13 protein-coding genes are annotated in these 12,434 nt (G+C 71.7%); 11 read left to right on the forward strand and 2 right to left on the reverse strand.

Features of this window, described 5'->3' with window-relative positions:
* The 3 genes from ABXS86_RS11040 (at window position 1) to ABXS86_RS11050 (ending at window position 3,560) form a co-directional block, all read left to right on the forward strand.
* Window positions 1-909: an EamA family transporter gene (locus ABXS86_RS11040; RefSeq protein WP_307207312.1), complete on the forward strand. Its 909-nt coding sequence runs from the start codon at window positions 1-3 to the stop codon at window positions 907-909.
* Window positions 910-992: 83 nt separating this feature from the next.
* On the forward strand, window positions 993-1,991 hold the full coding sequence (gene corA, locus ABXS86_RS11045) for a magnesium/cobalt transporter CorA (RefSeq protein ID WP_144831326.1): 999 nt from the start codon (window positions 993-995) through the stop codon (window positions 1,989-1,991).
* Between the two features lie 60 nt (window positions 1,992-2,051).
* Window positions 2,052-3,560, forward strand: a complete 1,509-nt coding sequence (locus ABXS86_RS11050) for an amino acid permease (protein WP_307207309.1) — start codon at window positions 2,052-2,054, stop codon at window positions 3,558-3,560.
* Between the two features lie 159 nt (window positions 3,561-3,719).
* Here the strand turns inward: ABXS86_RS11050 and ABXS86_RS11055 are convergent, their stop codons facing one another.
* Window positions 3,720-4,901 (reverse strand): 4-hydroxybenzoate 3-monooxygenase, encoded by a 1,182-nt coding sequence (locus tag ABXS86_RS11055; protein WP_353664474.1) that lies wholly within the window; start codon window positions 4,899-4,901, stop codon window positions 3,720-3,722.
* A gap of 204 nt (window positions 4,902-5,105) precedes the next feature.
* Entirely contained in the window at window positions 5,106-5,858 is a 753-nt protein-coding gene (locus tag ABXS86_RS11060) for an IclR family transcriptional regulator (protein WP_144783919.1), read from the reverse strand.
* Window positions 5,859-5,948: 90 nt separating this feature from the next.
* Here ABXS86_RS11060 and pcaH point away from each other — a divergent pair, with 90 nt between their 5' ends.
* From pcaH to ABXS86_RS11100, 8 genes are read left to right on the forward strand one after another with little or no spacing between them, the layout of a single operon-like run.
* Complete coding sequence (gene pcaH, locus ABXS86_RS11065; protein WP_353664475.1) at window positions 5,949-6,761, forward strand: protocatechuate 3,4-dioxygenase subunit beta; 813 nt, start codon at window positions 5,949-5,951, stop codon at window positions 6,759-6,761.
* Window positions 6,758-7,315: a protocatechuate 3,4-dioxygenase subunit alpha gene (pcaG, locus tag ABXS86_RS11070; RefSeq protein ID WP_307207301.1), complete on the forward strand. Its 558-nt coding sequence runs from the start codon at window positions 6,758-6,760 to the stop codon at window positions 7,313-7,315. Before pcaH ends, pcaG begins: the two co-directional genes overlap by 4 nt.
* Window positions 7,305-8,675, forward strand: coding sequence for a lyase family protein (locus tag ABXS86_RS11075; protein ID WP_353664476.1), 1,371 nt, complete (start codon window positions 7,305-7,307; stop codon window positions 8,673-8,675). Before pcaG ends, ABXS86_RS11075 begins: the two co-directional genes overlap by 11 nt.
* On the forward strand, window positions 8,672-9,460 hold the full coding sequence (locus ABXS86_RS11080) for an alpha/beta fold hydrolase (protein WP_353664477.1): 789 nt from the start codon (window positions 8,672-8,674) through the stop codon (window positions 9,458-9,460). The genes ABXS86_RS11075 and ABXS86_RS11080 overlap by 4 nt, the downstream gene beginning before the upstream one ends.
* Entirely contained in the window at window positions 9,460-9,876 is a 417-nt protein-coding gene (gene pcaC / locus ABXS86_RS11085) for a 4-carboxymuconolactone decarboxylase (RefSeq protein ID WP_353664478.1), read from the forward strand. The genes ABXS86_RS11080 and pcaC overlap by 1 nt, the downstream gene beginning before the upstream one ends.
* Entirely contained in the window at window positions 9,873-10,616 is a 744-nt protein-coding gene (locus tag ABXS86_RS11090; protein ID WP_353664479.1) for a 3-oxoacid CoA-transferase subunit A, read from the forward strand. Before pcaC ends, ABXS86_RS11090 begins: the two co-directional genes overlap by 4 nt.
* The gene (locus ABXS86_RS11095) at window positions 10,613-11,260 is read left to right on the forward strand and encodes a 3-oxoacid CoA-transferase subunit B (RefSeq protein ID WP_353664480.1); all 648 of its coding nucleotides are present in this window, start codon (window positions 10,613-10,615) and stop codon (window positions 11,258-11,260) included. Before ABXS86_RS11090 ends, ABXS86_RS11095 begins: the two co-directional genes overlap by 4 nt.
* Window positions 11,261-11,262: 2 nt before the next feature.
* On the forward strand, window positions 11,263-12,429 hold the full coding sequence (locus ABXS86_RS11100; protein WP_353664481.1) for a thiolase family protein: 1,167 nt from the start codon (window positions 11,263-11,265) through the stop codon (window positions 12,427-12,429).
* The last annotated feature ends 5 nt before the right edge of the window (window positions 12,430-12,434 follow it).

Consider the following 12,434-nt stretch of genomic DNA (forward strand, 5'->3'; position numbering starts at 1 on the left):
ATGACCGCACGCGGCGGCCAGGGGTCGGCCGCGGCGCTGGTGTTCGCGGGCCTCGTCTGCCAAGAGGTCGGCGCCTCCTTCGCCGTCATGCTGTTCCCCGACACGGGGCCGCTCGGCATCGTCATGCTGCGCCTGGTGTTCTCGGCGCTCCTGCTGCTGCTCATCGCCCGGCCGCGGTGGCGCGGGCACACGGGGTCGGCCTGGCGCTCCGTCGTCGGCTTCGGCGTCGTGCTCGCCGCGATGAACGGACTCTTCTACCTCGCGCTCGAACGCCTGCCGCTCGGAGTCACCGTCACGATCGAGGTGCTCGGTCCGCTGACCCTGTCGATCCTCACGGCCACCGGTGCCGCGCGCTGGCTGTGGGCGGGGCTTGCGCTGGCGGGCGTGGTCGCCCTCGGCGCCGGCGGGTGGGACCGCCTCGACGCGCTCGGAGTGGTGTTCGCCCTCGGGGCCGCCGTCAGCTGGGCGCTGTACATCCTCGCGTCGGCCCGCGTGGGGCGGCAGTTCCCTCGGCTCGACGGCCTGGCCATCGCGATGACGGTCGGTGCGCTGATCGCCCTCCCGTTCGGCATCGTCCAGGCCGGCGCATCCCTGCTGCGCGTCGACATCCTCGCCCTCGGCGCGGCCGTCGCTCTGCTGTCGTCGACCATCCCCTACGCCCTCGAGCTCATCGCGCTGCGCCGGCTCGCGGCATCCGCCTTCGCGATCCTCATGAGTCTCGGCCCGGCCACGGCCTCGGTCGCCGGCTTCCTGCTGCTCGGCCAGCACCTATCGTGGCTCGAGATCGTCGGGATCGCCCTCGTCATCGTCGCCAGCATCGGCGCAGTGCTCGCCGCTGCGCGCCGCAGCGCCGGGGCACGGCATCCGGGACCCGACGCCGATGAGCCGCTGAGCGAGCCCGTCGGCTGAGCGGAGCGCTCTCGGCGTAAGGGATCCGTGAGGACCGGCGCCACGGGGGCCGTGCGCATAGGCATCCGGGGTACAACGGACTCATGCCCATCATCGACAGCGCCGTCTACGTCGACGGTCACCGCATCGAGAACCCGGCGAGCCTCGACCAGACCTTCGAATACATGGAGGCGCACGGGGGCATGGCCTGGATCGGGCTGCTGCGTCCCTCGCCCGAAGAGCTCGAGCGCGTCGCCGCCGAGTTCTCGCTGCACCCGCTCGCCGTCGAGGACGCGCTCGCCGGTCACCAGCGCGCCAAGCTCGAGCGCTACGGCGGCAACCTCTTCGCGGTGCTGCGGCCCGCGCGCTACCTCGACGAGACCGAGACGATCGACTTCGGCGAACTGCACGTGTTCATTGGCTCCGACTACGTCGTGACGGTGCGTCACGCCGAGGTCCCCGACCTCTCGCAGGTGCGCAAGCGCCTCGAGCACAACCCCGACCTGCTCAAGCGCGGGCCCGAAGCGGTGCTCTACGCGATCCTCGACGAGGTCGTCGACCAGTACGACCCCGTGGCGCGTGGGCTGCAGAACGACGTCGACGAGATCGAAGACGGCCTGTTCAGCTCGGGCGGCGCCGACCTCACGCAGCGCATCTACCAGCTCGCTCGCGAGGTCATCCACTTCCAGCGGGCCACCGAGCCGCTGCGCGACATGCTCGAGGCACTGCTGCGCGGCTCCGACAAGTACGGCGTCGACATCGAGCTGCAGCGCTCGCTGCGCGACGTGCTCGACCACGTGCTGCGTCAGTGCGAGAAGCTCACCGCGCTGCGGGCGATCCTCGACAACGCGCTCACCGTGAACGCCACGCTCGTCACCCAGCGCCAGACCGACACCGCCCTCGAGCAGAACGAACAGGTCAAGAAGATCTCGGGGTGGGCGGCGATCCTGTTCGGTCCGTCGCTGGTGGGCGGGATCTACGGCATGAACTTCAAGAACATGCCCGAGCTCGACTGGACTTTCGGCTACCCGATGGCGCTCGCCTTGATGGCGGCGACCTCGTTCGGGCTCTGGCTCACGTTCAAGCGCAAGCACTGGCTCTGATCGCCCGACCCGCGCTTGTCGGATAGCCCGTTGCGCGAATCGAGTGGTTCGATGGGTGGCATGAACGACACCCCTTCGCGCCCGGGCGACGCCGCCGAGCCGACGACCACCTCGACCGTGCAGCTCGAGGACAGCGGCTACCACAAGCGCCTGACGTCGCGACAGGTGCAGATGATCGCCATCGGCGGTGCCATCGGAACGGGCCTGTTCCTCGGCGCCGGTGGCCGCCTCGCGCAGGCCGGCCCCGCGATCGTCATCTCGTACGCGGTCTGCGGACTGTTCGCGTTCTTCATCCTCCGCGCGCTCGGCGAGCTGGTGCTGCACCGCCCGACGTCGGGCTCGTTCGTCTCGTACGCGCGCGAGTTCTTCGGCGAGAAGGCCGCGTTCGTCTCCGGCTGGTTCTACTGGATCAACTGGGCGACCACGACGATGGTCGACATCACCGCCGCGGCGCTCTACATGAACTTCTTCGGCAAGTACGTGCCCTGGATCGGAGCCGTTCCGCAGTGGGTGTGGGCCCTCGCCGCCCTCGTGACGGTCCTCGCCGTCAACCTCGTCTCGGTCAAGGTGTTCGGTGAGCTGGAGTTCTGGTTCGCGCTCATCAAGGTCGCCGCCCTCGTGGCGTTCCTGCTCGTGGGCATCTACTTCGTCGTGTTCGGTACCCCCACGGGCGCCCCCACCGGGTTCTCGTTGATCGCCGACAACGGCGGGTTCTTCCCCAACGGCATCCTGCCCGCGATCATCCTCATGCAGGGCGTGGTGTTCGCGTACGCCTCGATCGAGCTGGTCGGCACCGCCGCCGGCGAGACCAAGAACCCCGAGAAGGTCATGCCCCGCGCGATCAACTCGGTGATCTTCCGCGTCGCGATCTTCTACGTCGGCTCGGTGCTGCTGCTGGCCCTGCTGCTGCCGTACACCGCGTACACGAAGGACGAGAGCCCGTTCGTGACGTTCTTCGGCTCGATCGGTGTGCCGGGCGTCGACGTGATCATGAACCTCGTCGTGCTGACGGCCGCGCTGTCGTCGCTGAACGCGGGGCTGTACTCCACCGGCCGCATCCTGCGCTCGATGGCGGTGGCGGGCTCCGCCCCCAAGTTCGCCGCGCGCATGAACAAGGCGGGTGTGCCCTACGGCGGCATCGCGATCACGGCGTTCGTGGCCCTGTTCGGCGTGGTGATCAACTTCGTGGCACCGAGCGACGCGTTCGAGACGGTGCTGAACGTCGCCGCCGTCGGCATCCTGGTCACCTGGGCGACCATCATGCTCTGCCAGATGAAGTTCAAGCGCCTCACCGACCGCGGCGAGCTGGTGCGGCCGGCCTTCCGGCTGTTCTGGGCGCCGTACACGGGATACGCGACCCTGCTATTCCTCGCGGTCGTGCTCGTGCTGGTGTTCGTCGACTCCCCGCCGACCCTGCTGGTCGCGGTGCTCGCGAGCATCGCCATCACGATCGGCTGGTTCGCCTGCCGCAAGCGCATCGCGGCGCTCGCCGCCGAGCGCGAGGGCTTCACGGGCACGGTGCCGGTGGTGCCGAGCCCCTTCCCGAAGGCGCGCGACACGAAGGACTGAGCCCGCGGGCTCCGCGCGGCGCTCGGGCTTCGGCTCGGGCGCCGCGCTCGCGTGGGCGGGGCGTGCGTTGAGTGTCCAAAACGCGCCGCTGGAGCTCGAGCTCTGCGGCGTTTCTTGGACACTCAACAGGGGATGAGCCGGGCCTGCGGCGCGCGCGGGTCAGTCGATGAACGGCCAGCCGCAGTACGCCTCGGCGAGGGAGGCGCGGCCGTGCTCCGACTCCACGACGGTGCGCAGCTCGCCGACCTGGCGTCGGCGGTCGAAGTCGGTGGCATCCGGAGCCACGTGCAGCAGGCTCGTCATCCACCACGAGAAGTGCTGGGCCTTCCAGATGCGCCGCAGGGCCTTCTCGGGGTAGGCGTCGAGGCCCCGCTCGTCGCCTTCGAGCAGCAGGCGCCGCAGGGCGTCGGCGAGCAGGCGCACGTCGGCGATCGCGAGGTTCATGCCCTTCGCGCCGGTGGGAGGAACGGTGTGCGCGGCGTCTCCGACGAGGGCTACGCGACCGCGGCGCAGCTCGTGCGCGACGAAGCTGCGGAAGCGCAGCACGTCGCGCTGGAAGATCGGCCCCTGCTTCAGCGTCGTTCCGGGCACGCGCTTCTGCAGTTCCTCCCACAGCTGTTCCTCGCTGAAGGCCGCCGTGTCGGTGTCGGGGTCGCACTGGAAGTACATGCGCTGCACGGTGTCGGAGCGCTGGCTGACCAGCGCGAAGCCGTCGGGGGAGTTGCTGTAGATGAGCTCGTCGGCGCTCGGCGGCGCCTCGCACAGGATGCCGAACCACGCGAACGGGTACTCGCGGAAGAACCCGCCCTGGCTCGATCCCGACACGGTGGCCCGGGCGATGCTGCGCGACCCGTCGGAGCCCACGACGAACTCCGCCTCGATCTCGAAGGGCTGCCCGTCGGCGTCGCGCGCGATCACGCGGGGGCTCGAGGTCTCGGCATCCGCGATGCCCTCGGCGGTGACGCCGAAACGCAGGTCTTGACCGGCCGCGAGGCGCGCGGCGACCAGGTCTTTCAGCACCTCGTGCTGCGGGTACAGCCACACGGCACGGCCGACGGATGCCGCGAAGTCGATGCGGTGGCCCTCTCCCTCGAAGCGCAGCTCGATGCCGTCGTGACGGTGTCCCACGGTGCGGGCGCGCGAGTGCGCACCGAGGGTGTCGAGCAGCTCGACGGTGCCCTGCTCGAGGATGCCGGCGCGGATCGTGCTCTCGATCTCGTCACGCGAGCGCTGGTCGATCACGACCGAGGCGATGCCGGCCTCGTCGAGCAGGTGCGAGAGCAGGAGCCCCGCGGGGCCGGCGCCGATGATGGCGACCCGGGTGCGGACGGTGGTGGTCATGGCGTCTCCTTCGACGGTGGCTGTGTCCGATCGTGCGCGCCGCGCCCCCTCCGCACGGCACTATTCCCGTTCATCAGGAACCCGCGCGCTGCGCGTGAGGGGTCAGAATCTGTCGCCTGGACGGCCCGTAGGCGACAGGTTTTGACACCTCAGGCGAGGAAGACGCGAGGATCGGCCGGGGTGCAGGCAAACGGAGGCGGCAGGTCAGCGGCGGTAGCCCAGAGCGCGCTCGGTGTCGCGTGCGGCGCGGTGCAGCTCGACGAGGGCGAACTGGGTTTCGGCGTCGCGCGGGAGAACGGCTGAGAGGGCGGCGATGACCGCGCCGGTTTCATCCCGCACCGGCACGGCGACACCCGTCGAGACCTCGTCGACGTAGCCGGGGGCGACGACGCGTCCGAGGGTGCGGATCTCGGCGAGGGTGCGGCGGAGCGCCGCGGGGTCGACGATCGTGTCGGCCGTGACCCGCGCGAGAGGGCCCGCGAGCACGCGCTCCTGCAGGTCGTGCGGGGCGAAGGCGAGCAGAACGAGTCCCGACGACGACGCGTGCAGGGGAAGACGCCCGGCGACGCGGGTGATGTTCGCGCCGGAGTCGGGAGCGCTCAGCCGCTCGAGGAACAGCGCCTCGTCCTGCTCGAGGATCGCGAGCTGCGTGTGCTCACGCACGCGCTGCTGCACGCGTTCCATGTAGGGCAGGGCCGCCTGGCGCAGGCGCAGCGCGTGCGAGGAGCGGGTCGCCAGCTCCCACAGCCGCATGCCCACGCGCACGCGGCGTTCGTCGTCGCGCTCGAGGAGCCCGGCATCCACCAGTTCGTTCACGATCCGGTGCGCCGACGAGCTCGGCAGGCCCGCCCGACGACCGATATCGGCCGTGGTCTGCGCGGTGCGCGTGGGGGTGAAGGTCTCGAGGATGCGCACGAGTCGATCGGTCACCGAATCGCCGGAGGGGGAGTTCGCCACGACTCCACCCTGGCACGACTCCCATTCAGCGGGAACGCCTGGCCACGATGCGGGGCGGTGGCGGAGCATGGAGGGGTCGAAGGAGACCCCATGACGAACGCCCCCGCCGCGGCCCCCGAATCGCTGCTGGCCGCTCCCGACCAGGCGACGCAAGACGAAATCGTCCGCGAGATCAACACCCGCCACGCGCAGCTCGACGCCCTCGACGCCGCGGGCGAGCGCGTCGCCGCGACCGCGCACGACTTTCCGGCCTATCGGTCGAGCGTGCTGCGGCATCCGACGAAGAATCCGAAGCTCGTCGACCCCGAGACCATCGAGCTGTTCTCGCCCGCGTTCGGGCAGCGCGACGTCGCGGCCATCGAGTCGGACCTCACCCTGCAGCACGCGGGGGAGCCGCTGGGTGAGCGTATGACGGTGCAGGGCCGGCTGCTCGACTCGTGGGGGCGCCCGGTGGCGAACCAGCTCATCGAGATCTGGCAGGCGAACTCGGCCGGCCGCTACATCCACCAGCGCGACCAGCACCCCGCGCCCCTCGACCCGAACTTCACGGGGGCCGGCCGCGCGGTCACGAACGACGACGGCGAGTACCGCTTCACGACCATCAAGCCCGGCCCCTACCCGTGGAAGAACCACCGCAACGCGTGGCGCCCGGCGCACATCCACTTCTCGGTGTTCGGGTCGTCGTTCACGCAGCGGCTGGTGACGCAGATGTACTTCCCGGGCGACCCGCTGTTCGCGCTCGACCCGATCTACAACTCCATCCACCGGCAGAAGGACCGCGACGCCCTCGTCGGCGTCTACGACCACGACCTCACCTCGCCCGAGTGGGCGACGGGGTACCGCTTCGACATCGTGGTCGACGGGCCGGACGCGACCTACTTCGAGTCGGCGGGCGACGAATGATCCCCGCCAAGACGCACCGCGCCACCCCCGGCCAGACGGTCGGGCCGTTCTTCGCCTACGGCCTGGAGTTCCCGAAGCAGCACGAGGTCGTCTTCCCGCACTCGCCCGGCGCCATCGTGCTCTCGGGCACGGTGTACGACGGGGCGGGAGCGCCGATCCCCGACGCCCTCGTGGAGATCTTCGGGGCGGATGCCGACGGCTCGGTGCCCCGCGCCCGCGGCGCGTTCCGCCGTGACGACCACACCTTCACCGGGTTCGGACGCGCCTTCACCGACGACGAGGGGCGCTACTCGTTCTGGACGCGCGAGCCGGGCGGCATCCGGGGTCGTGCGGGGTTCTTCGCGGCGATGGTGTTCGCGCGGGGATTGCCCGACAAGCTGCACACGCGCATCTATTCGCCCGCGGACGACGACGCTCTCGCCGCCGACCCGCTGCTGTCCGCTCTGACGTCGCAGGAGCGCGCTAGCCTCGTCGCGACCCGGACGCCCGACGGGTACCTGTCGCACGACATCCGGTTGCAGGGCGAGAACGAGACGGTGTTCCTTGCCTTCTGAACCTCTCCCGCGCATCGATCTCGGGCTGCTCTCGCCCGTGAGCGTCGGTCACGACGCCCTGCTGTCCGACGAGTTCGTGCTGACCACGATGATCCGCGTCGAGTGCGCCCTGGTCGCGGCCTACGTCGCGGTAGGGGCCGCCCCGCGTGAGGCGCGCGCGGAGGTCGATCACGTCTTCGGGATCGACGAGAAGGGCGGCGCGTCCGCGCGCGTGCTCGACGTCGACGCCCTCGTGCGCGACGCGGTCGCCGGGGGAAACCCCGTGATCCCCCTCGTCGGTGCGCTGAAAGCCCACGTGCCGGCGGAGCACCGCGGGTGGATCCACCGCGGGGCGACGAGCCAAGACGTGCTCGACACCGCGCTCATGGTGGTCGCCCGCCGCGCGGTCGAGCAGACGAGCCGCTCGGTCGCGAACGCCGCCGTCTGGGCCCGACAGCTCGCCACCGCGCACGCCGACGAGGTCGCCGCAGCGCGCACCCTCACGCAGCACGCGGTGCCCACCACGGTCGGTGCGCGCGCCGCGACCTGGGCGCGCGGACTCGAGCGGGCCGCCGTGCGGCTCGATGCCCTCGTCTTCCCCGCTCAGCTCGCGGGGGCGGGCGGGACGCTCGCGTCGTTCGTCGAGATCACCGGATCGACGGATGCCGCCGACGCCCTGCCCGCGGCCTTCGCCCGGGTGCTCAAGCTCGATGCCCCCGACGCTCCCTGGCACGTGACCCGCTGGCCCGTGACCGAGATCGGCGACGCGCTCGTGCAGGCGATCGACGCGCTCGGCAAGATGGCCGCCGACGTCGCGACCCTCAGCCGCACCGAGATCGGCGAGGTGTCGGAGGGCGTGGGCGGCGGATCGTCGGCCATGCCGCAGAAGCAGAACCCCGCCGAGGCGGTGCTCATCCGCTCGGCCGCCCTGCGAGCACCGCAGCTGGGCGCGACCCTGCACCTCGCCTCGGCCCTCGCGGTCGACGAGCGCCCCGACGGCGCCTGGCACGCCGAATGGCCGACGCTGCGCGAGCTCCTGCGCCTGGCGGTGGGCGCCGCGGCGCACGGGTCGTCGTTGCTCGCGCGCCTGCGGGTCGACACGGCCGCCGCCGCCGCCGCCGCCGGTCTGACCGGCGGGCGCATCGTCAGCGAGCGCCTGCGCGGCGTGCTGGTGCCGCTCATCGGCGCCGAGCGCTTCGCGGCCCTGCTCGACGGCGACGACGACCTCGCCCCGCGCCTGCGGGCGCTGCCGGAGGCGGCCGGTCTCGACGTCGACACGCTGCTCGACCCGGCCGCCTATGTCGGCCTCGCCCCCCGCCTCGCCCGTGGCACCCGCCATGCCGGCGGAGGCACCGCGCACGACGAAGGAGCCGACGCATGAGCCTCGTCGCCCTGACCGAGCCGGTCGGACCGGCCGACGCGCCCCTCGTCGTGCTCGGGCCCTCGCTCGGCACCTCGACCATTCTGTGGGACGACGTCGTGCCCCTGCTCGCCGACGACCACCGCGTCGCCGCGTGGGACCTCCCCGGGCACGGGGCCGGGCCGATCGCGAGCGAGGCGTTCACCGTCGCGGATCTCGCGGATGCCGTGGCCGCCGCCGTCCCCGATGACACGTTCCTCTACGCCGGAGTCTCCCTCGGCGGGGCGACCGGCCTCGAGCTCGCGCGGCGTCACGGCACCCGGCTGCGGGGCGCCGCCATCGTGGCATCCGGAGCCGTGCTCGGAGACCCCGCGTCGTGGACCGAGCGGGCCGCCCAGGCGCGGTCGCAGAGCACCTCGAGCCTTATCGTCGGCTCGGCCCAGCGCTGGTTCGCGCCCGAGTCGATGGCGCGGCGCCCCGAGCTGAGCGGCCGCCTGCTGCACGCGCTGCAGGACGCCGACGACGACAGCTACGCCCGCTGCTGCGAGGCGCTCGCCGCGTACGACGTTCGCGCGACCCTGGGCGAGATCGCGGTTCCGGTGCTCGCCGCGTGGGGAGCGTTCGACCAGGTCGCCCCCGAAGCCAAGGCCGTCGAGATCGCCGAGGGCGTGCAGCGCGGGAGTATCGCCCGCATCGACGACGCCGGCCACCTTCCCCCGGCCGAACAGCCCGAGGCCGTGGCGGCTCTGCTGCGGTCGTTCTTCGCCTCCGCCTCGACGACCTCGTCTTTCCGAAAGGACGCCTGATGCCCACCGATCAGGAACGCCACGACCAGGGCATGACCGTGCGCCGCGCCGTGCTGAGCGACGCGCACGTCGACAGCTCGATCGCCGCGACCACCGACCTCACCGCCGACTGGCAGGACTTCATCACGCGCGTCGCGTGGGGAGACGTGTGGTCACGGCCCGGCCTCGACCGCCGCTCGCGCTCGATCGCGGTGCTGAGCTCGCTCATCGCGCACGGCCACCACGAGGAGCTCGCGATGCACCTGCGCGCGGCGCTGCGCAACGGCCTGAGCGTCGAGGAGATCCGCGAGGTCATCCTGCAGTCGGCGATCTACTCCGGCGTGCCGGCGGCCAACTCGGCCTTCCGCATCGCGTCGGAGGTCTTCGCGACGCCCGAACCGGCCTCGTCGGAGACGAACGAGGGGGCCGCGCCGTGATCGACAAGACCGTTCCCGACGTCGCGGCCGCCGTCGCCGGCATCAGTGACGGGGCCACCGTGATGATCGGCGGCTTCGGCCGCGCCGGGCAGCCCGTCGAGCTGATCGACGCGCTGATCGCGCACGGGGCCGGCGACCTCACCGTCGTCAACAACAACGCCGGCAACGGCGACACCGGTCTTGCGGCCCTGCTCGCCGCGGGCCAGGTGCGCAAGATGATCTGCTCGTTCCCGCGCCAGAGCGACTCGTGGGTGTTCGACGGGCTGTACCGCGACGGCAGGATCGAGCTCGAGCTGGTGCCGCAGGGCAACCTCGCCGAGCGCATCCGCGCCGCGGGCGCCGGTATCGGCGGGTTCTTCACCCCGACCGGCTTCGGCACCCAGCTCGCCGAGGGTAAGGAGACGCGGCGCATCGACGGCCGCGACTACGTGCTCGAATACCCCATCCACGCCGACGTCGCGCTCGTGAGCGCCCGCGCCGCCGACCGCTGGGGCAACCTCGTGTACCGCGAGACCGCCCGCAACTTCGGGCCCATCATGGCCGCCGCCGCCACGACCACCATCGTGCAGGTCGATGGGATCGTGCCGTTGGGCTCCCTCGACCCCGAGGCTGTCGTCACGCCCGGCCTGTACGTCGATCGCGTCGTCGCGGTCGGCGAGCGGGCGTGGCTGCGCGACGGTGCCTTCGTCGGCGGCGTCGACATCGAGGGCCGCGCGCTGGCCCCTGAGGAGGAAGCATGACCACCCGCATCTCGCGGCGCGATCTCGCCGCCCGCGTGGCATCCGACATCCCCGAGGGCGCCGTCGTCAACCTCGGCATCGGGGCGCCGACCCTCGTCGCCGACTACCTGCCCGCGGGGCTCGAGATCGTGCTGCACACCGAGAACGGCATGCTCGGCATGGGCCCCGCTCCCGAGCGCGGCCAGGTCGACCCCGACCTCATCAACGCGGGCAAGCAGCCCGTCACAGCCCTCGCCGGAGCGGCGTACTTCCACCACGCCGATTCGTTCGCGATGATGCGCGGCGGGCACCTCGACGTGTGCGTGCTGGGCGCGTTCCAGGTGTCGGCCGGTGGCGACCTCGCCAACTGGTCGACCGGCGAGCCCGGCGCGATCCCGGCCGTCGGCGGGGCGATGGACCTCGCGATCGGCGCGAAAGACGTCTACGTCATGACCGACCTGCTCACCAAGGGCGGCGAACCCAAGCTCGTCGCCGCCTGCAGCTACCCCCTCACCGGGGTCGGCTGCGTCTCACGGGTCTACACCGATCACGGCGTCTTCGACGTCACGCCCGACGGCTTCCGCGTGCGCGAGCTGTTCGGCGACAACACCCACGCCGAGATCGAGCAGCTCCTCGGTCTGACCCTTCTCGACCAGGAGAGCTGACCATGCCCGCTTCGTTCGTGTACGACGCCGTCCGCACCCCCTTCGCCCGGCACGCCAAGGCCTTCGCCGATGTGCGCCCCGATGATCTGGCCGCCACCGTCATGGCATCCGTCGTCGAACGCACCGGCCTCGACCCCGCGCGCATCGAAGACGTCATCTTCGGCGACGCGAACCAGGCCGGCGAAGACAACCGCAACGTCGCGCGCTTCGGCGCGCTGCTCGCGGGCTTCCCCTCGTCGGTGCCCGGCACGACCATCAACCGCCTGTGCGGATCGTCGCTGGATGCCGTGATCCAGGGGTCGCGCGCGATCGAGGCGGGCGATGCCGAGGTGATCCTCGCGGGCGGCGTCGAGTCGATGACGCGGGCCCCGTTCGTGGTCGAGAAGAGCCCGCGGCCCTTCCCCGCCGCCAACCAGACGATGTGGAACACCTCGATCGGCTGGCGCATGACCAACCCGCGCCTGCGCACGGACTGGACGATCTCCAACGGCGAGAGCGCCGAGAAGCTCGCCGAGATCTACGGCATCTCCCGCGAGGAGCAGGACGAGTTCGCCGCCCGCAGCCACCGCCTCGCCGCGGCCGCGTGGGCCGCGGGGCGCTTCGACGACGAGATCGTGCAGGTCGAGGGCCACGCGCTCGCGCGCGACGAAGGCATCCGCGACGACTCCACCGCCGAGGTGCTGGCGGGCCTGCGCCCGGCCTTCCGGCAGGGCGGGTCGGTCACCGCGGGCAACTCCTCGCCCATCAACGACGGCGCCTCGGCGGTGCTGCTGGGGGCGGAAGGGGCGATGGATGCCGAGCCCCTGGCCCGCATCGCCGGTCGGGCCGCGTTCGGGAACGACCCCGACGTGTTCGGTGTGGCCCCCGTCGAGGCGGCCAACCGCGCCCTCGCGCGCGCCGGGAAGACGTGGGCCGATGTGACCTTCGTGGAGCTCAACGAGGCGTTCGCGTCGCAGACGCTCGCGTGCGCGAAGCTGTGGACCGAGCTCAATCCCGCCCGCCTCAACGAGAACGGCGGGGCGATCGCGATCGGCCACCCCCTCGGCGCGTCGGGCGGCCGCATCATCGCGCGCGCGGCCCACGAGCTCAAGCGCCGCGGCGGGGGCGTCGCGGTCGCGGCGATCTGCATCGGTGTGGGGCAGGGGCTCGCGGTGGTGCTCGAGCGCTGACGGCG

Source organism: Microbacterium sp. che218 (genome assembly GCF_040436305.1).
In the GTDB taxonomy this organism is placed as follows: Bacteria; Actinomycetota; Actinomycetes; order Actinomycetales; family Microbacteriaceae; genus Microbacterium; species Microbacterium algihabitans.